Here is a 19,372-nt window from a genome sequence, read left to right on the forward strand (position 1 = left end):
ACGTCGCCACCCCGCGCGCTTCCCCGCCGCCCGCGCCGGCGCCCCGCCGCACCCCTGACCCCGGCCCCACCATGCCCCTGCGCCCCCCAGGAGACCCCATGAGCACCTCCGTCGTCGCCGAAGATCCCCCGCAGGCGCGCAAGCGCGAGCAACGGGGCTGGTACTGGTACGACTTCGCCAACTCGGGCTTCCAGTCGACGGTGATCACGGTCTTCCTCGGCCCGTACCTGACGACGCTCGCCGAGAACGCCGCGGGCGGGACGGGCGGGTTCGTCGGCTTCCTCGGCTTCGACTTCCGGCCCTCGGCCTACTTCCCGGCCATCGTGTCGATCTCGGTGGTCCTGCAGATCCTGATCATGCCGGTCGCCGGAGCCCTGGCCGACCACACCGGCCGCAAGAAGGAACTGCTCGCCCTGTTCGCCTACCTCGGCGCGGCGGCGACGCTCGGCTTCTACTTCGTCTCCGGCGGCGCCTACGCGCTGGGCGGGGTCCTGTTCATCGTCGCGAACGTGGCCTTCGGCGCCGCAATGGTCGTCTACAACTCGTTCCTGCCCCAGATCGCCGCGCCGGACGAGCGGGACGCCGTCTCCTCGCGCGGCTGGGGGTTCGGCTACCTCGGCGGCTTCGTGTTGCTCGCCGTGAACCTCTACCTCTACCAGAGCAGCGGCATCGACGAGGGCATGGCCGTGCGCATCAGCCTCGCCTCCGCCGGCCTGTGGTGGGCCGTGTTCACGGTGATACCCCTGCTGCGCCTGCGCAACCGGCTCCCCGCCACCCCCGAGGCCACGACCCGGCAGGCCGTCGGCGGCAGCTTCCGGCAGCTCGGCCGGACCATCGCCGGGCTGCGCCGCTACCCGCGCAGCCTGCTGTTCCTGCTGGCCTACCTGATCTACAACGACGGCGTGCAGACGGTGATCTCCTTCTCGGCGACCTACGCCGACAAGGAGCTCGGCCTGGGCAAGGAAGTGCAGATCACCGCGATCCTCATGGTGCAGTTCGTCGCCTTCGGCGGCGCCCTGCTGCTCGGCTGGCTCGCGTCGCGCCTCGGCACCAAGCGCACGGTCCTGACCAGCCTCGTGCTGTGGACGGCCGTGGTGGCCGTGGCCTACTTCCTGGAGAAGGGCGCCGAGGTGCAGTTCTACGCGATCGCCTTCCTGATCGCGATCGTGCTCGGCGGCACGCAGGCCCTCTCGCGGTCGCTCTACTCGCTGGTGATCCCCGCGGGCAGGGAGGCGGAGTACTTCAGCCTGTTCGAGATCAGCGACAAGGGCTCGGCACTGCTCGGCTCCTTCACTCTGGCCCTCGCCCTCCAGCTCACCGACAGCTACCGCTTGGCCATCCTGTCCCTGGTGATCTTCTTCGTGGCCGGGTTCGTGCTGCTCGCCCTGGTCAACCTGCCAAGGGCCATCAGAGAGGCGGGAAACGAGGTCCCCGCGCGCATCTAGCCGGGGCTCCCCCGGCCGGGACGCCGGGAAGATCGGCTACGGGAACCGAGGGCCGGAGGCGAAAAGCGCGATTGGATCACCCTCAGGGTGGGAATCCATCCACGGTATCAAGCGTTGTAAGCCGTGGAGACCCACCCCTCACGATGGGGCCCTCAGGAGGCATTAGAACATGGGCGAGCGTGCACTTCGCGGTACCCGGCTCGGAGCCACCAGCTACGAGAACGACCGCAACACCGATCTGGCCCCGCGCCAGGAGGTGCCTTACACCTGCCCGAAGGGCCATCGCTTCGACGTGCCCCTTGCCGCGGAGGCGGAGATCCCGGCGACGTGGGAGTGTCGCAGTTGCGGCGCCACCGCTCTAAGGGTAGACGCCGAACAGCCTCAGCAGAAGAAGGCCAAGCCGCCGCGCACCCACTGGGACATGCTACTGGAGCGCCGCACGATCGAGGACCTCGAAGAGGTGCTGAACGAGCGTCTGGCGATCCTTCGGGCACAGCGGCGCAAGAGCGCCTGACCCTGTCCACCGGTGCCTCCAGGCCCCCTCAGGGGTGGCCTCGGAGGCACCGCTCTTTTGTGCGTGCCCCTCTATCGGTCCGCGTCGCCCTAGCGGCCCAGGGCCTTTACCGGCCCAGGGCCTCCGTGCCCGGCCCCGCGTCGCGCGGAGGGACGTCGTCGTCGATGACCTGACCGCTGACCACCCGTGAGCCGTCCTGGCTCGGGCGCGGCCCGCCGGGCCCCCCGCCGGAGAACATCACCCCGAACGGCGACACGGCGGCCATGGCCCGTACGCGGCGGCCGAGGAACCAGCTCAGGCCGCGCCGCGCGATGGGCCGGCTGAACGGCAGGATCATGAAGAACCCCGCGATGTCGGTCAGGAAGCCGGGGGTGAGCAGCAGCGTGCCGCCCGCGACGATCAGGGCGCCGTCGGCGAGCTCCCGGTCGGGCATGCGGCCCGACTCCAGGGCCTGCCGCAGCGCCCGCCACGCGCGCCGCCCCTCCCGCCGCACGAGCCAGGCCCCGAGCAGGCTGTCCAGGATGAGCAGGCCGACGGTCTGCCAGCCGCCGATCACCTGGCCGATCTGGATGAGCACCCAGATCTCCAGCACCGGCACGACCAGGAAAGCTATGAACATGAGCACGCGCAGCATGGCTTCACCACCTCGCGACCTACAACGCCTGGACCCCCGCCGATGGTTCCCGCGGGACGGAGCTCAGCGGGCCCTCCTGAGGCGGCGCGGCAATCCGGTGATCCCCCAGAGGGTGACCCGCCACAGCGCCTCGACGAAGACGGCCCGGCTCATCTTGCTCGCCCCCACCGTCCGCTCGACGAACGTGATCGGCACCTCGGTGACCCGCAGGCCCTGCCGCACGGTGCGCAGCGTCAGGTCGACCTGGAAGCAGTAGCCCTGGGACTGCACCTCGTCCAGGACGATCTTCCCCAGCGCCGAGGCGCGGTAGGCCCGGAAGCCCGCGGTGGCGTCGCGCACCGGCACCCCGAGCATGATGCGCACGTAGGTGTTGGCGCCCCGCGACAGGGCCTTGCGGGAGGCCGGCCAGTTGACCAGCTCGCCTCCCGGGACGTAGCGCGACCCGATGACCAGGTCGGCGCCCTCCGCCAGGGCCTTCAGCAGCAGGGGCAGCTCCTCGGGCTGGTGCGAGCCGTCGGCGTCCATCTCGACCAGCACGTCGTACCCCTCGGCCAGGCCCCAGTGGAACCCGGCGAAGTAGGCGGCGCCGAGCCCTTGCTTGCCCGGGCGGTGCAGCACGTGGACGTGCTGATCTCCGGCGGCGAGCTCGTCGGCCACCTCACCGGTGCCGTCCGGGCTGTTGTCGTCGGCGATCAGCAGGTGGGCGTCCGGCACCGCCGCGCGTACCCGTCCCACGATCACCGGCAGGTTCTCGCGCTCGTTGTACGTCGGAACGATGACGAGTACCCGCCCGAGGATCCGCTCCATCACCCGTCCTCTTCTTCGGATTTGTCGTGTTGTGCCGCCGTGCGCCGCCGGGGAAGGGCACCGGCCAGCGCACCGGCCGCGACGAGCAGCAGTGCCCACTCGGGCGCGGCCCCGATCCGTGTCGCGATCGTCTTCTTCGTGCGGACCGGGACGCTCACCACGGCCATGTCCGCGACCCGTTCGGCCGTCCGCCACCGCACCCGGCCATCGGGGTCGACATAGGCGGAGATGCCGGTCGTGGCGGCCGTGATCACCGCCCGGTTGTGCTCTACGGCCCGCAGTCGCGACATGGCGAGCTGCTGCGGCGGCAGGTTGGTCAGGGCGTAGGTGGCGTTGTTGGTCTGCACGACGAGCGGCGTCGCCCCCGTGCGCACCGTGCTCCGCACGACGCCGTCGAAGGCGACCTCGTAGCACTCGACCGCGCCCACCGTCACCGGGCCCATCTTCAGGTCACCGTCGCGGTCGCCGGCCAGCGACTGCAGGCCGACGAGCTCGACCCGCGCGATGAACTTCGCGAGAAGGTCCTTGAAGGGGACGAACTCGCCGAACGGCACCAGTTTGCGCTTGTCATAGTAGGCGCCCGGGCCGGTGGACGGGTCCCACACGATGCCGCGCGTGTACCTGTGCTGCCCGTCCGGCGTGCGCACCACGGCCCCGACGAGCACCGGCACCCCGATGTCGCGCACGGCCCCGTCGATGATCTCGCGCGCGTAGGTGCTGCGGTAGGGGTCGATGTCGGTGGAGTTCTCCGGCCACACCACGATGTCCGGCTTTTCGACCTTCCCCTGCCGGACGGCCAGCGCCAGGTCGTGGGTCTTGCCGGCGTGGTTGCGCAGCACGACGGCGGGTTCGTCGCCGAGGAAACCCATGCCGGTGCCCGGGACGTCGCCCTGGATCACCCCGACCCGCACCGTCCTGGCCGCCTCGGCTCCCGGCCTCGGGACGACGTAGGCGAGCAGGGGCACCGCCAGCGCCCCGGCCACCAGCAACGTCGCCTGCCTGGTCCACCGGCGCGGCGCGAGCCGTACCGCGAGCATCGCCAGCAGGGCGCCGCAGAGCACGACCGCGAAGGACACCAGCGGAGCGCCGCCGAGCGCCGCGTACGGCGTGAACACCGACCCGCCCTGGCTGAACGCCACCCGCACCCACGGGAACCCGCCGAGCGGGAAGACCCCCCGGGCCCACTCCTGCGCCACCCACAGGGCCGCCACCCACAGCGGCCAGCCCCGCAGCCGGGTCACCAGCGCCACCCCCGCGGACGTAGCGGCGAAGAACAGGCTCTCCACGGCGACCAGGAGCACCCACGCGTCGTCACCGATCGGGCGCACCCAGGACAGCGCGGGCAGCAGGAAGGCGGCGCCGCCCAGGTATCCGAGCCAGGCGGCCCTGCGGACGCCCGTCCCGTACGCCGCGAGCGTGAGCAGCGCCACACCCGGCGGTGCCAGGAACCACAGGTCGATCGGGGGGAAGGCCAGGAAGAGCAGCACCCCTCCGATCAGGCCGGCGGCGAGCCGCCAGAGGGCACGCGAAGGGGACAGGACGCCGGAAACGGCCGGCGTCCGCTCGATGTCCTGCACTGTCGGCTGGGCCACAGGGTCGGGGTCTCCTCGGCGGGTCCTTCGGTAACCACCGAACGCTACCGCTCGGCGGACCCCGCTCCAACCGCCGGGCAGGCGCGGCGGTGAACGATCACGCATGGTGATCCCTGGGTCTCCCGCTGCTTCCACGGGAACCCAGGAACCACACTGCGGCTCTGGCACGAGACGGGAAGAGGGCCTGGACAAACCCTTCGGACCGGACCCGTCCCGTCGGCGGCGAGCGCGGAGTTCCGTTGTCTACTGGGTGTCCAGGCCCCTCCCGGGTCCAACCCCCCATCCGGCTGGGGTGCCCCGACTCGACGGAACGCCAGCGCTGCGCCTGGCTGAGCAGACGGAGTCGTGCTCCGTCATGACGCAGAATCCGACGATGTCTGAAGACGGCCAACCGGTAGTCCCGTGCTGGACTGTCCAGCAAACTACCGACCTCAGCTCAGATGTCAACCGTGTCCCGATCAGCGGAAACACCAAGTTTTCGCAGCTAGGACAGGAGACGTGAGTGCTGTCAATGCCGTCATTCGGTCAGGGCGCCTGCGCGTCTTCGCAGCGGGAGAGGACGGGGGGCAGGTCGCCGGTATGCAGGATGCCAAGCCGGCGGGTGGCACGGGTCAGAGCGACGTAAAGATCGCTTGGGCCCCGGGCGGACTCGGTCAGGATCTCGGCCGGTTCCACGATGAGCACGGCGTCGAACTCCAGGCCCTTGGCCTCGGCCACGGTCAGCACGGCCGCCGGGGCCTCCAGCGCGCCGGCCACCGGCCCGGCCACCGCCCCCGGGACCGAGGAGGTGACGATCCGGCCGATCTCGTCCGCGCGCGTGGCCGGGACGATGACGACGAGCCGCCCGCCCTCCACGATCTCGCCGCCGACGATCGGGCCGATGTCGCGCGTGTCGCGCACCTTCCTCGCCCAGGGCCGCACCCCGGTCTCCCGCACCGATTCGGGCGCCTTGAGATCGGGGCCGATCAGCTTGAGCACGTCGGCGGCGACGGCCATCAGCTCGACGGGCGTGCGGTAGTTGACGGTCAGCGTCTCCTCGCGCCAGCGCCCGCGGGCGTAGGGGTCGAGCACCTGCCCCCAGGAGGCGGTGCCGGCGGCCGACCCGGTCTGGGCGATGTCCCCGACGATGGTCATCGAACGGGTGGGGATGCGGCGCATCAGCATCCGCCAGGCCATGGCCGACAGCTCCTGCGCCTCGTCGACGATGATGTGCCCGTAGGCCCAGGTGCGGTCGCCCGCCGCGCGCTCCGCGGTCGTCAGGTACTCGTCCTGGCCCCGGTGCCTGGCGGCGAGCCGCTCGGCGTCCATGATGTCGGACATCCCGGTCAGCTCGAGGACCTCGCGGGCGTAGGCCAGCTCGGCGTCGCGTTCCTCCTGTTCGGTGCGCCGGGCGGCGGCGAGCTCCTCCTCGGCCTGGAGGGCGGCGGCGCGCAGCACCCGGGCGTCGATGTCGCCGAGCAGATCGGCGGCCTCGTCCAGCAGCGGCACGTCGGCCTCGGTCCAGTGCGCGCCGCCGCGCGGGACCTCGCGGTACAGCGCGTCCTGCTCGGCGGCGGCGAGCCCGGCGTAGGCCATCCGCTCGCGCGAGCCGAACAGCCCGATGAGGAGCTGCTGGGGGGTGAGGTAGGGCCACAGCCGGTTGAGCGCGGTCTTGACGGCGGGCTCGGTGCGCAGGTCCTCGCGCAGGTCGGCGAGGTCGGACTCGTCCAGCATGCCCCGGCCGAGCGCCTTGGCGGCCTGCCTGGCGAGCACGTTGAGGATGTGCCGGACGAAGACCGCCCTGGCCTCGTTGTGCGGGCGGCGGCTGCGCATGGCGCGGCTCTTGGCCGCCTCGCAGGTGCGCTGGTCCAGCCGGAGGGTGTAGTTGCCGAGGTCGATGTCGATCGGCTGCCGCGGCACCCGCTGCCGGTCGCGCAGCGCCCGCGCCAGCACCTCGGCCATGCGGATGGACCCCTTGATCGCGGCGGCCTCCGCCGGCTCGCGCGCGGTGCCGGTGACCCCGGGGTACATCTCGCCGACGGTGGACAGCAGAACGTCGGTCTCCCCCAGCGAGGGCAGCACCTGCTCGATGTAGCGCAGGAAGGTGAGGTTCGGGCCGATGATCAGCACGCCCCGGCGGGCCAGCCGCTCGCGGTGGGTGTAGAGGAGGTAGGCGGCGCGGTGCAGCGCCACCACGGTCTTGCCGGTGCCCGGCCCGCCCTGGACGACCAGGATGCCGTTGAGGTCGCTGCGGATGACGCGATCCTGCTCGGCCTGAATGGTGGCGACGATGTCGCGCATGCGCCCGGTGCGCTTCTCACCCAGCGCGGCGAGCAGGGCGGCCTCGCCGTTCAGGGTGGCCCGGTCGGCCTCGCTCAGCCGGTCCAGGTCGAGCAGGTCGTCGTCGACGCCGATGACGCGCCGGCCCTTGGTCTGCAGGTGGCGCCTCCGGGTCACCCCCATGGGCGCGGCGGGGGTGGCGCGGTAGAACGGCTGGGCGACGGGGGCGCGCCAGTCGATGAGCAGCCGGGCCTGGTCGTCGTCGGAAAGGCCAAGCCGGCCGATATAGAGGGGCCTCTCTTCCGCCAGGTCCAGGCGCCCGAAGCACAGGCCGTTCTCGACGGCCCAGAGCCGCGCGAGCCGTTCGGCGTACATCCCGGCGAAGGAGTCGCGCTCGGAGCGGTTCTGGTGGGTGCCGCCACCGCCCTGCGCGAGCACGCCGTCGAGCTGCTTCCGCGTGCGCTCGCGCAGCACGTCGAGCCGTTCGTACAGTCCGGTGACGTACTCCTGCTCCTTGGCGAGCTCGATTTGACGGGTAGCCCCTGCTTCATTATTATTGGTAGTAATGTGAAACTCCGGGCCTTTGTGCACTTTATGGTGAATATGAGGACAAGGGCTCAGAATAGCAGACCGTTCACGGATCACTCCGTTCCCCGCGCCGCCCTCCGAGGCGGCGTTTCGTTTTTACCGGCCACCCATGCACCCCGTCTCCAGTGGAGCTTCCGGCGGGCGCCGGCCCGGCGAGCTTGATCCGCAGGCTCACCTGCGGCGTGCCTGGAAGGCGGCCCGGTCCGCTGGTCAAGCGGTGTCGGCCCGTGGAGCTGACGTAAGACATTCCGGGTCCTCTGGGTGCGGTCGGCCATGAAGCAGGAGACCTCACCCGCGAGGGTGGGACCTCCCCTTCTTGGGAGGGGAAGGAAGTCAAAGACTGGCAGCGCCTCTTGACTCCACTCCAGGGTCTGCCTGTACGTTCTGTTCAAGTTAGGAATCTTTCCTAACTCTGCATGGAACGGTCCGGGCATTCCGGCGGGCTGAGCGAGGTGGAGGCAAGGGTGCGCGAGGCAACCCGCGGCGATCGCCATGAGCACGGAGCCGTGAGCCCGGGCACGCGGCCGGGGACGCCGAGTCTGCTGCGGGCGATCAACGATCGTGCCGCGCTGCAGGTGATGCTGGAACGGGGTCCGCTCACCCGGCCCGAGCTGGGAGCGCTCACCGGCCTGTCCAAGCCCACGGCCTCCCAGTTGCTGTCGCGCCTGCGGGACGCGGGGCTGGTCGTGCTGGACGGCATACGCGAGGGCCTGCCCGGCCGCACGGCGGAGCTGTACCGGATCAACCCGGCCGCCGCTTACGTCGCGGCGCTGGACGTGACCCCGGCGCGCATCGCCGCCTCCGTCGCCGACATCACCGGCACGGTGCTCTCGGAGTACCGCCACCCGACGCCCGGCCGGAGCGCCGGGGACGTCGTCGCCAAGGTGCGGGCCGCCGTCCACGGGGCGTGCCTGCAGGCCGGCGTCGACCCCGTGGGCCTGCACCGTGTGGTGATCGGGATCCAGGGGGCCGTGGACCCGGGCACCGCCCGCCTCGGGTACGCCGCCCACATCCCCGGCTGGCACATCCCCGAGCTGGTGGGCACGCTCCGCGACGGGCTCGGCGTGCCGGTGGACGTCGAGAACGACGTGAACCTCGTCGCGCTGACCGAGCAGGTCCACGGCGTCGCGCGCGGCCACGCCGATTTCGTGCTGCTGTGGGCCGACGAGGGGATAGGAGCGGCGCTGGTCCTCGGCGGCAGGCTGCACCGGGGCGCGACCGGCGGCGCGGGCGAGGTCGGGTACATGCCGACGGCCGGCGTGCCGACGGCCAAGGAGACCGGCAAGCGGGGCGACCACGGCTTCCAGGCCCTCGCCGGCGGGCCCGCCGTGCTGAAGGTGCTGCGCTCCCACGGGGTGCGCGGCGGCGACCCGGCACAGGCCGTGCGCGCCGCCGTACGGGACGCCGCGCTCGGCGGCGAGCGCGGCGAGCGGGCCGGACTGGCGCTGCGCGAGGTCGCGGCGCGCCTGGCCGTGGGCCTGGCGCCGATCACCGCGGTGGTCGATCCCGAGATCGTGGTGCTCACCGGCGGCATGCTGCTGGCCGGCGGCGAGGTGCTGGCCGCGCTCGTCGAGCAGGAGTTGCACGCGCTCACCCTGCCCCGCCCGCCGGTGCGGGTGTCCACCGTCGAGGGCAACCCGGTGCTGACCGGCGCCCTCGGGCTCGCCCTGACCACGACCCGCGACGAGATCTTCGCCTCGACCGTGTCCGCCTGACCCCTCGCCCCTCCAGCTTCCCGTCCGCCCTCACCTCTCCCCCATCACCCCTCCTGATCGCTCACCACCCCCATGGGAGGCACCCCGTGAAACCACGACGCTGGCAGCTCGCGTTGGCGGCCCTGGCCGTGCTGGCCTCGGCCGCCTGCACGGCGGGCACCGAGAACGGGCCCGCGAAACCGCAGGCGGGAAGCACGCCCGACCGGCGCCCCGTCACCATCACGATGTGGCACGGCTTCGTCGCCGACAACGAGCTCAAGGCGTTCGACGACGCCCTGGCCGGGTTCCGGGCGAAGTACCCGTGGATCACCGTCAAGACCTCCAAGGCCGTCCAGGACGACCAGATCATCCAGGCGGCGCGCGGCGGCAACCCGCCGGACGTGGCGCTGTCCTTCACGACCGACAGCGTGGCGACCTTCTGCAAGACCGGGGTCTTCCAGGACCTCAAGCCGTACATGTCGGCGAGCAAGGTGGATGAGTCGATCTTCCCCAAGGTGATCGCGGAGTACACCCAGTACCAGGGCAAACGGTGCGTGATGCCCATGCTCGCCGACACCTACGGCCTGTACTACAACAAGAAGCTGATGAAGGGCGCGCAGCCGCCGAAGACGCTCTCGGAGCTGTCCGCCCTCGCCAAGAAGTGCACCGTGCGCGACGCCCAGGGGAACATCAAGGTCGCCGGCTTCGTCCCGAGCAGCCAGATGTACGAGAACGCCCCGATCCACACCGGGGCCATGGTCGGCGCCAAGTGGACCAACCCGGACGGCACCTCGGCCATCGGCGGCGACCCGGCGTGGCAGCAGCTCATGAAGTGGCAGAAGGACCTGGTCGACTGGTTCGGGTACGACAAGCTGGAGAAGTTCCGCAAGAGCCTGGGCGATGAGTGGTCGGCCGCCAACCCGTTCATGAAGGGCAAGGTCGCCATGGCCATCGACGGCGAGTGGCGCAACGCCATGATCGCCACCGACGCCAAGGGGCTGGACTACGGCACCGCCCCGATGCCGGTCGCCGACGACAAGCCGCAGCTGTACGGGGGCGGCTTCATCGCGGGCACGATCATCGGCATCCCCCGGGGCGCCGCGCACTCCGACGCGGCCTGGGAGCTGGTCCGGTACCTCACCACCGACACCGGCGCCCTGGTGAGCCTGTCCAACGCCCTGCGCAACGTGCCGAGCACGCTGCCCGCGCTGCAGTCCCCCAAGCTGGACAAGGACCCGAACTTCCAGACCTTCCTCGACATCTTCGCCAACCCGAGCAGCAGCACGCTCCCGGCGCACATCAACTCGGTGTTCAACCAGCAGACGCTGCAGGAGGCCCAGATCAAGTGGGAGTCGGGCCGGGCGCCCGACCTGGACGCGCTGCTCGCGGAGGTCGACAAGAAGATCGACGACAAGCTCAAGCTGACCGCGGGCGACTGATCCATGGCCACGACGACGTTCGGGCGTCGCGGAGCCGCGGAGCCGGCCCGGCCGAAGGGCCGGCACCGCGGGAGCCTCGTGGCGCTGCTCTACCTCTCCCCCTGGCTGGTGGGCTTCTCGGTCTTCTTCGGCTACCCGCTGATCGCGACCGTCTACTTCTCCTTCCAGCGTTACGACATGTTCACCCTGGAGCCGGTGGGGTGGCTGAACTACCGGTACTTCCTGCAGGACGAGGCGGCCTGGACCTCGATCAGGAACACGCTGTGGCTGGTCGTGGTGATGGTGCCGCTGCGGGTGCTGTTCGGCCTCGGCGTGGCGCAGCTGGTCACCAAGCTGAAGGCGGGCACCGGGTTCTTCCGCACGGTGTTCTACCTGCCCTCGCTGGTGCCGCTGGTGGCCGGGACGCTGGGGTTCGTCTACCTGCTCAACCCCGGCACGGGGCCGGTGGCGGCGATCCTGTCGGCGATCGGCCTTCCTTCGCCCGACTGGTTCGGCGACCCCGCCTGGGCCAAGCCGGGCCTCACGCTGCTGGCGCTGTGGTCGGTGGGCGACCTCATGGTCATCTTCCTGGCGGCGCTGCTGGACGTGCCGAAGCAGCTGTACGAGGCCGCGGCGCTGGACGGCGCCGGCGCCTGGCGGCAGTTCTTCCACATCACGCTCCCGGTGATCCGGCCGGTGCTGATGTTCGCCGCGGTGACCGGGGTCATCCAGACACTTCAGTACTTCACTCAAGCGATGGTGGCGGCCCGGGTGGCGTCGGGGGGGACGGACTCCGCCGGCTCGGTCTTCGTCCCCGGCTACCCCGACCAGTCCACCCTCACCTTCCCTGAATGGCTCTTCCACCAGGGGTTCCGCGACTTCGCCATGGGCTACGCGTGCGTCCTGGCAGTGATCCTCTTCGTGGTGTCGATGGTGTTCACGCTCTTCCTGCTGCGCCAGTTCCGGGGCCTTGAGGAGGAGGCATGACCCTGACCGCCGCTCCGGCCCGGGCCGCTCGCGAGGCCCGCCCCCGCCGGCACCGGAACCACCGCAGGCGCGCCGCGCTGGGATGGATCGCCACCCACGCCCTCGCCATCGCCCTGTCGATCATGTTCCTCGCCCCGCTGATGTTCATCGGCCTGACCGCCGTCATGACCGACCAGCAGGCCCTCACCTCGCAGCTGTGGCCCGAGCGATGGGAGTGGGGCAACTTCGCCGACATCTTCGCAAGGGCCCCCCTGCTCACCTGGATCGCCAACACGATGCTCTACGCGGTGCTCGCCACCGCGTTCATGCTCATCTCGTCGATCCCGGTGGCCTACGCGCTGGCGCGACTCCGCTTCCCGGGCAGGAGGCTCGCGTTCCTGCTGGTCATCACCACCATGATGCTGCCTCCGCAGGTCGTCGCCGTGCCCATCTACCTGCTGTGGGCGCGGTTCCACCTCACCGGGACGCTGTGGCCGCTCATCCTGCCCATGCTGCTCGGCGACGCCTTCTCGATCTTCCTGCTCCGGCAGTTCCTGGTGACGATCCCGAAGGAGTACTCCGACGCGGCGCGCGTCGACGGCTGCGGCGAGTTCCGCACGCTGATCCGGGTCATCCTGCCCATGGCGCGGCCCGCGATCGCCGCGGTGGCGCTCTTCCAGTTCTTCTACTGCTGGAACGACTACTACGGGCCCCTGCTGTACGCGGGGACCGACTCTTCGAACTGGACGCTGTCGCTCGGTCTGGCATCCTTCAGAGCCGTGCACCGCGTCCAGTGGAACCTGACCATGGCCGCCACCCTGCTGGCCATGGCACCGGTGATCATCGTGTTCTTCCTCGCCCAGAAGGCATTCATCGAGGGCGTCAAGCTGACGGGAGTCAAATGATGAAACTGGCCGTTGTCGGGGGCGGCTCCACCTACACACCGGAGCTGATCGACGGATTCGCGCGCCTGCGCGACGAGCTGCCGCTGTCGGAGATCGTCCTCATCGACCCCGACGAGCGGCGCCTCGCGCCGGTGTCGGCGATGGCGGCGCGGATGCTCCTGCGGGCCGGGCACCCCGCCACGGTGAGCACCGCCACCACCGTCGAGGACGGCGTCGCCGGGGCGCAGGCGGTGCTGCTGCAGTTGCGGGTGGGCGGGCAGGCCGCGCGCAACGTCGACGAGACGCTCCCCCTGGCGTGCGGGTGCGTCGGGCAGGAGACGACCGGGGCGGGCGGCCTGGCCAAGGCGCTGCGCACCGTGCCCGTCGTGCTGGACATCGCCGAGCGCGTCGCCAAGGCGGCCCCCGACGCCTGGATCGTCGACTTCACCAACCCGGTCGGCATCGTCACCCGCGCCCTGCTGCAGGCCGGGCACCGGGCCATCGGCCTGTGCAACGTGGCGATCGGCTTCCAGCGGCGCTTCGCCGCCCACCTCGGGGTCGCCCCGGAGCGGATCTCGCTCGGCCACGTCGGGCTGAACCACCTGACCTGGGAGCGTTCGGTCCACCTGGACGGCCAGGACGTCCTGCCCCGGCTGCTGGCCGAGCACGGCGAGGAGATCGCCGCCGACGTCGGGCTCGCCGCGCCGCTGATCCGCAGGCTCGGCGTCGTGCCCTCGTACTACCTGCGCTACTTCTACGAGCACGACGCCGTCGTCGCCGAGCAGCGGTCCAAGCCGACGCGGGCCGCCGAGGTCGCCGCCATGGAGCGGGAGCTGCTCGCGCTCTACGCCGACCCGGCGGTGGACACCAAGCCCGAGCTGCTCGAGCGGCGGGGCGGCGCCTTCTACTCCGAGTCGGCGGTCGCGCTGATCGCCTCGCTGATGAACGACCGGGGCGACACGCAGGTGGTCAACCTGCGCAACGACGGCACGCTGCCGTTCCTCCCCGCCGACGCGGTCATCGAGGTGCCCGCGCGCATCGGGTCCTCCGGAGCCCGCGCCCTGCCGGTCGACCCGGTCGAGCCGCTGTACGCCGGGCTGATCGCGCACGTCACCGCCTACGAGACGCTCGCGCTGGAGGCCGCCCTGCGCGGCGGGGCCGAGCGCGTCACCGACGCGCTGCTGGCCCACCCGCTGATCGGGCAGGCGTCGGTGTCGGCCGACCTGGCCGAGCGGCTCGTCGCCGCCAACCGCCCCTACCTGCCCTGGGCCGGCGACGGGGCGGTGCCGGCGTGAGGACGGTGCTCGCGGTCGACGGCGGCAACAGCAAGACCGACGTCGCCCTGGTGGCGGAGGACGGCACGGTCCTCGCCACCGGCCGGGGCGGAGGGTTCGTCCCGCAGAGCGCGGGCGTGCCCGCCGCGATCGACGTGCTGGGCGAGGCCGCGCGCCTCGCGCTCGGCCCCGGGGCGCGGCCCCCGTTCGCCGACCACGTGGCGGCCTACGTGGCCGGGGCCGACCTGCCCGTCGAGGAGGAGCTGCTCCGCGCGGAGATCCTGTCCCGCGGGTACGGCCGCGAGGTGGTGGTGGGCAACGACACCTTCGCGCTGCTGCGGGCCGGGGCGTCGCGGCCGTGGGGCGTCGCGGTCGTCTGCGGCGCCGGGATCAACGCGGTCGGGGTCTCCCCGGCCGGCGAGGTGGCCAGGTACCCGGCCCTCGGCAGGATCAGCGGCGACTGGGGCGGCGGCCTCGGGCTCGGCGAGGAGGTCCTGTGGCACGCCGTGCGCGCCGAGGACGGCAGGGGCCCGCGGACCCTCCTGCTGGAGGCGGTCCGCCGGTTCTTCGGCACGCGGCTGGCCGAGGAGGTCGTCCTCGGGCTGCACTTCGGCGAGCTGGCCGCCGAACGGCTGCACGGCCTGGTGCCGGCCCTGCTGGCGGCGGCGGCCGAGGGGGACGCCGTCGCCAGGGGGCTGGTGGAGCGCCAGGCCGACGAGGTGGCCGTCATGGGGGTGGTCGCGATGCGCCGTCTCGGCCTGCTGGCCGAGCGCTGCGAGGTCGTGCTGGGCGGTGGCGTGCTCACCGCGCGCGATCCCCTGCTGATGGCGCTGGTCGAGGAGAGGTACGCCGCGCAGGCGCCCCATGCGGTGCTGCTGGTCGCCGACGTGCCGCCCATCGTCGGCGCCGCGCTGCTCGGCCTGGACCGTCTCGGCGCCGGGGACGCCGCCGCGGACCGGCTCCGGGCGGGCTTCACCGGGCCGGTGTCCACGCCGGTGTGAGCGCGATCAGGCGGTGCCGGCGGTCAGGTCGGGGGTGCGGTGCTCGTAGGGGGTGCTGAGCACGATGGTGGTGCGGGTGGAGACGTTCGCTGAGGCCCGGATCTGCTGGAGCAGATGCTCCAGCGCGTTCGGGGACTGCACTCGCACCTTGAGGATGTAACTTTCATCCCCGGCGACGCTGTGGCACGCCTCGATGGCCGTCAGATACTCGAGCTTCTCGGGCGCGTCGTCGGGCGCGGAGGGGTCGATGGGTTTGATCGAGACGAAGGCCGTGAGCGGAAGCCCGACGGCGTCGTGATCGACCAGGGCCGCGTAGCCCCGGATGACGCCGCGCTTCTCCAGCCTGCGCACCCGCTGGTGCACGGCCGACACCGACAGGCCTGTCTCCTTGGCGAGGTCGGTGAAGCTCATGCGCCCGTCCGCGGTCAGCAGCATCACGATTTGGCGATCGATCTCCTCCACTCCGTAAACGGTAGCGCCCTATGGGCCCGTTTCGTCACCCAACCGGTCACGTCATGGTCCCAACCGGCGTCCCTGCGTGGCCGGAGCGGCCGGGTCGTCGTGCCGCGGGCTACCGGCGGCGGTCGGAGACCCACATCTTCTCGGAGATGTGGCACACCCGGTGCTTCTTCCTGCAGTAGCCGGACTGCGAAGGGGACGCTCCTATGACGCTCGCGTTGGACACGTGCTGCACGCCGTGCATGTGGGTGGGGCTGAGCACCTGCGCGTAGTTCCTGTTGCGCTTGCCGTTCCCGATGATGATCGGGCCGCGGTCGCCGGTGGTCGCGATCAGCCGTGACCCCTCGGGAACCGTCCGGGCGTGCGCGGCGAGCGGCGGCCACGCGACGGCCGCGGACATCGCGATCACGAGCGCCGCGCGCGCCGGCCACTTCGTGCCGGCGGCCACACGGGCGAGCGGATGCTGCGCACAGTGACGATCCATCGCGTTAGCACCTGGCCCTTCGGGAGTCGGTCGCGGGCGTTTCCGCTGGTACCGACATCGGCGATGTCAGTTCCCTACCCTCCCGCCGGGCGCCGGTCCCGCTCTCGGCGCCCGTGGCGCAGATGATTGCGCGCTCTTTGCCGCCTCCGGCCATGGCCGCGGCCGGCCCGTCTCGCGACCGCGCGGCGCCGGGTCGCCGTGGCGAACCTCCAAGGCGCGCCGCCGGCGTGGCGGCCTGGGCAAGATGTATCCGATATGTCCGTTTTACCTGACAAGTCAGTTATAGCAAGTACCTTGACCTGCACTTTTACGGCAAACGGCGGAGTGGAAGTGGGCGGCAACTCGAGCGGTGGACCGCTGTCGCGTCTCCGGCGATCCTCCATCCGGGCGCGCTACACGATCGTGACGGCGGTGCTGTCACTGATCGCGTTCACGTTGATCGGGGCGGGCCTCGACCACACGGTCCGCAACACGATCGAGACCAACCCTGCGGATAGAGGATTCGCCGCGAGGCGCCAGGTTCGTCCTCCGCCTGCCCGCCATCGGCTCACCCTGAGGGTCGGTTCCGCCGTCACCATGCCGATCAGCGGCCCCACTAATCCCAGATGTCGCAGTAACCGTAATTATTTTTACCTAAAGACGTATAAAAGCACCTCTAACAGCATGGCAGCCTGAACTCCGTGCTCAACCGGAAAGTAGCCCTCAGCGGCTTTACAGCGATGTTCGCCCTGGTCACAGGGTTCTCGGCAGCGCCGGCACCGGCCCAGGCCGCCCAGGCGCCGGCTTTCTCCGCCCAGGCCGGAAAGGCGTATGCCGCGCCGGCCGTGTACGGACGCGCCACCTACCTGATCGACGCCTCCAACGGCAAAACCCTGCTCAGCGAGAACGCCACCGAGCGGATGCCGATAGCGAGCCTCACCAAGGTCATGACCGCCTACGTCGTCCTGAGCGAGGCCGGGCCGTCGGACACCGTCAAGATCACAGCGGACGACGTGCAGTACGCGGAGGACGGCGACGGCACGACCGCCGACCTGCGGCCCGGTGACCGGCTTCCGGTCAAGGAGCTGCTGTACGGCCTCCTGCTGCCCTCGGGCGCCGACGCCGCCCACGCCCTGGCCCGCACCTACGGCCCCGGCGTCGACGGATTCGTCGGCAAGATGAACGCCACCGCGCGGCGGCTCGGCCTGCGCGACACCCTGTACGTCAACGCCGACGGGCTTCCCACCTCCGAGGGCGACGGCTACTCCACCGCACAGGACCAGGCGCGGCTGGCCGCGGCGGCGTTGCGCGACAAGGCCTTCGCGCGCGTCGTCTCGACCTCCAGCCACTCCGTCGACGAGACCGAGGAGCACCAGGCCTACACCTGGACCAGCACCAACAGGCTGCTGGGCGAACCTGGCGTGCTCGGCGTGAAGACCGGTTTCACCAACGCCGCCGGCTTCTGCCTGACCTTCGCGGCCGACCGTGACGGACACCGGCTGATCGGTGTGATCCTCGGCGAGGACGTCTCCAGCCGGCGCTTCGACACCGCCGAGTCGCTGCTCGACTGGGCGGCCGAGCGCGGCCCGGGGGACGGCGCCGCCCGCGGCGACCTGTAACGGAGGAGTCCCCGGCGGCGGCAGGCAAGGGCGCCGCCTGCGCCCATGGGACGGCATGATCAACGGCTGACGCGGCAACCGGCAGCGAGATCGGCCAGGGCACGCGGAGGACGGGCGGGCGTCTCCGATCCTCCGGGCGGTCACGGCCGGTGGCGTGTCGCGGCGAGGAGGTAGGCCTCGCGCAGGCCGTGCATCAGGGCCGGGGAGCCGTGCGCCTCGGCGGCGGCCGAGGCGAGGTTCGCCCATGTGGCGCGTACCTCCGGGTCCTCCAGGCTCCGGAGCAGCTCGACGAACTCCGTCACCGTCCGCGCGTGCAGGTAGGCGTCCTTCAGCCATTCCCGGTAGCAGGGAAGGTCGGGCACGACCACCGGCAACGCGGCGGTGGCCGCCTCGAGCGTGGCCAGGCCGAACGTCTCGTGCTTGGACGGCAGGAAGAACACGTCGGCCGCCGCGCAGTACTCGAAGACCTTCTCTCTCGGCACCAGTCCCGTGAACGTCACGTTTGCCGGGGCGTTCTCCCGCAGGCGCGTCAGGTCGTGCCGGGCGTCGGAGATCATGCCGAACTGCATTCCGCCCACCCACACGAATCTCAGATGCGGCAGGCTCCTGGCGCAGGAGACGAATTCCTCGACGCCCTTTCTCGGCTGTACCTGCCCCACACCGAGGACGACCAGGCGGTCGTCCCAGTCGAAGGCGCGCCGCAGGTCGTCGCGCCGCCCGGCGAGCGAGCGGATGCGCTGATCGTCGATGGCGTTGCCCATCGGCAGGATCGGGCCCCGCACGCCCAGGGTCCGCGTTAATACTGCAGCGGTACATCGCGGCCGAGCGACCGGCGGCCGGGCCCCGCCGGGCCCGGCCCCCGTTCACAGCGATCGGGCGAGCCGGAACCCGAGGTCGTCGATGCGGAACGTCGGGTGGCTCTTGCGGCGGCACGACGCCCGGCATCCTCGCGGGTGGTCGTACAAACCCCCGCCGCGGAACACGCGGTACGGGCCGTAGACGCCGGGATCGTAGACGTCCCAGCACCACTCCCACACGTTGCCGATCATGTCGTGCAGGCCCCACGCGTTCGGCGCCTTGGTCGCGACGTCGTGCACCTCGCCGCCGGAGTTCCCGCGGTACCAGGCGATCTCGTCCAGCTCTCCGTAGCGGACGCCTGAGGTCCCCGCCCTGCAGGCGTACTCCCACTCCGCCTCGGACGGGAGGCGATAGCCGCCGGCCTCCCAGTCGCAGACCACGTCCTGCCCGTCGGGGTCGTCGCCCATCGAGTAGCAGGGTTCGAGCCCCGTCGCCCGCGAGAGCAGGTTGCAGAACCGGACGGCCTCCAGCCAGGAGACCTCGGTCACCGGCGTCCGCGGCCCCGCCGCGCTCGCGGGCGCCTCACCCAGAACGGCGCGGTACAGCTCGCGGGTCACCGGATACGGCGCCAGCCGAAAGGCCCCGACCTCGGCCTTCCAGTTCGTCTTCGTGCCCTCGTCCCGCAGGACGATCTCCCCGGCGGGCAGCCGGATCATGCGCTCGGCGATCGCCTGGCGCAGCACTGACTCAGGGCTCATCGCACACCCACCCCATACGTCCCGTTCGCGGCCATGGCGTGCGGACACACCTGGTCGCGAAAGGTACCACGCGCCCCGGCAGGCGGCCGTGGCCGGCGGTTACACGATCACCGTGCGCAGGTGAGGAGACAAGAATTCCGTGAGGCGCCACGCCTCCTACTCGCACCGCGTCTCGTCCTCGCATGGCACGGCGTCCACG

The 19,372-nt window shown here is 71.2% G+C and carries 17 protein-coding genes; 9 read left to right on the forward strand and 8 right to left on the reverse strand.

Annotation, left to right across the window (positions count from 1 at the left end; translation table 11 throughout):
• The first annotated feature begins 98 nt into the window (after positions 1-98).
• Together MYF83_RS25775 and MYF83_RS25780 are read left to right on the forward strand one after the other, a co-directional pair.
• Positions 99-1,445 (forward strand): MFS transporter, encoded by a 1,347-nt coding sequence (locus MYF83_RS25775; protein ID WP_248963285.1) that lies wholly within the window; start codon positions 99-101, stop codon positions 1,443-1,445.
• Positions 1,446-1,614: 169 nt separating this feature from the next.
• Positions 1,615-1,959 (forward strand): RNA polymerase-binding protein RbpA, encoded by a 345-nt coding sequence (locus MYF83_RS25780; protein WP_184981820.1) that lies wholly within the window; start codon positions 1,615-1,617, stop codon positions 1,957-1,959.
• A 106-nt stretch (positions 1,960-2,065) separates the two neighbouring features.
• On the opposite strand, the gene MYF83_RS25785 is transcribed toward MYF83_RS25780, so the two are convergent.
• The 4 genes from MYF83_RS25785 to MYF83_RS25800 all read right to left on the reverse strand — a co-directional run bounded on the left by MYF83_RS25785 (position 2,066) and on the right by MYF83_RS25800 (position 7,842).
• Positions 2,066-2,593 carry an FxsA family protein gene (locus tag MYF83_RS25785; RefSeq protein WP_248963286.1) on the reverse strand — a complete coding sequence of 176 codons (528 nt, stop codon included), beginning with the start codon at positions 2,591-2,593 and terminating at the stop codon, positions 2,066-2,068.
• Between the two features lie 63 nt (positions 2,594-2,656).
• Complete coding sequence (locus MYF83_RS25790) at positions 2,657-3,400, reverse strand: polyprenol monophosphomannose synthase (RefSeq protein ID WP_248963357.1); 744 nt, start codon at positions 3,398-3,400, stop codon at positions 2,657-2,659.
• A complete protein-coding gene (lnt, locus tag MYF83_RS25795; RefSeq protein ID WP_248963287.1) occupies positions 3,400-4,992 on the reverse strand; it encodes an apolipoprotein N-acyltransferase in 1,593 nt (530 codons plus the stop codon). The genes MYF83_RS25790 and lnt overlap by 1 nt, the downstream gene beginning before the upstream one ends.
• A gap of 525 nt (positions 4,993-5,517) precedes the next feature.
• Positions 5,518-7,842 (reverse strand): HelD family protein, encoded by a 2,325-nt coding sequence (locus tag MYF83_RS25800; protein WP_248963288.1) that lies wholly within the window; start codon positions 7,840-7,842, stop codon positions 5,518-5,520.
• A 461-nt stretch (positions 7,843-8,303) separates the two neighbouring features.
• Here MYF83_RS25800 and MYF83_RS25805 point away from each other — a divergent pair, with 461 nt between their 5' ends.
• From MYF83_RS25805 to MYF83_RS25830, 6 genes are all read left to right on the forward strand, one after another.
• The gene (locus MYF83_RS25805; RefSeq protein ID WP_248963289.1) at positions 8,304-9,554 is read left to right on the forward strand and encodes an ROK family transcriptional regulator; all 1,251 of its coding nucleotides are present in this window, start codon (positions 8,304-8,306) and stop codon (positions 9,552-9,554) included.
• Between the two features lie 86 nt (positions 9,555-9,640).
• On the forward strand, positions 9,641-10,972 hold the full coding sequence (locus MYF83_RS25810) for an ABC transporter substrate-binding protein (protein WP_248963290.1): 1,332 nt from the start codon (positions 9,641-9,643) through the stop codon (positions 10,970-10,972).
• Between the two features lie 3 nt (positions 10,973-10,975).
• Complete coding sequence (locus MYF83_RS25815) at positions 10,976-11,938, forward strand: carbohydrate ABC transporter permease (protein WP_248963291.1); 963 nt, start codon at positions 10,976-10,978, stop codon at positions 11,936-11,938.
• Entirely contained in the window at positions 11,935-12,822 is an 888-nt protein-coding gene (locus MYF83_RS25820) for a carbohydrate ABC transporter permease (RefSeq protein WP_248963292.1), read from the forward strand. The genes MYF83_RS25815 and MYF83_RS25820 overlap by 4 nt, the downstream gene beginning before the upstream one ends.
• On the forward strand, positions 12,822-14,096 hold the full coding sequence (locus MYF83_RS25825) for a 6-phospho-beta-glucosidase (RefSeq protein WP_248963293.1): 1,275 nt from the start codon (positions 12,822-12,824) through the stop codon (positions 14,094-14,096). Before MYF83_RS25820 ends, MYF83_RS25825 begins: the two co-directional genes overlap by 1 nt.
• A complete protein-coding gene (locus tag MYF83_RS25830) occupies positions 14,093-15,076 on the forward strand; it encodes an N-acetylglucosamine kinase (protein ID WP_248963294.1) in 984 nt (327 codons plus the stop codon). Before MYF83_RS25825 ends, MYF83_RS25830 begins: the two co-directional genes overlap by 4 nt.
• Positions 15,077-15,082: 6 nt before the next feature.
• Here the strand turns inward: MYF83_RS25830 and MYF83_RS25835 are convergent, their stop codons facing one another.
• Positions 15,083-15,538: an Lrp/AsnC family transcriptional regulator gene (locus MYF83_RS25835; protein ID WP_308201504.1), complete on the reverse strand. Its 456-nt coding sequence runs from the start codon at positions 15,536-15,538 to the stop codon at positions 15,083-15,085.
• Between the two features lie 109 nt (positions 15,539-15,647).
• The gene (locus MYF83_RS25840; RefSeq protein WP_248963295.1) at positions 15,648-16,019 is read right to left on the reverse strand and encodes a hypothetical protein; all 372 of its coding nucleotides are present in this window, start codon (positions 16,017-16,019) and stop codon (positions 15,648-15,650) included.
• Positions 16,020-16,738: 719 nt separating this feature from the next.
• On the opposite strand from MYF83_RS25840, the gene MYF83_RS25845 reads away from it, so the two are divergent.
• Positions 16,739-17,617 carry a D-alanyl-D-alanine carboxypeptidase family protein gene (locus MYF83_RS25845; RefSeq protein ID WP_248963296.1) on the forward strand — a complete coding sequence of 293 codons (879 nt, stop codon included), beginning with the start codon at positions 16,739-16,741 and terminating at the stop codon, positions 17,615-17,617.
• Positions 17,618-17,757: 140 nt separating this feature from the next.
• On the opposite strand, the gene MYF83_RS25850 is transcribed toward MYF83_RS25845, so the two are convergent.
• Positions 17,758-18,399, reverse strand: a complete 642-nt coding sequence (locus MYF83_RS25850) for a glycosyltransferase (protein WP_248963297.1) — start codon at positions 18,397-18,399, stop codon at positions 17,758-17,760.
• Positions 18,400-18,480: 81 nt separating this feature from the next.
• A complete protein-coding gene (locus MYF83_RS25855) occupies positions 18,481-19,173 on the reverse strand; it encodes a formylglycine-generating enzyme family protein (RefSeq protein ID WP_248963298.1) in 693 nt (230 codons plus the stop codon).
• Between the last annotated feature and the right edge of the window lie 199 nt (positions 19,174-19,372).

Source organism: Sphaerisporangium perillae, from assembly GCF_023276435.1.
Taxonomy (GTDB): Bacteria; Actinomycetota; Actinomycetes; order Streptosporangiales; family Streptosporangiaceae; genus Sphaerisporangium; species Sphaerisporangium perillae.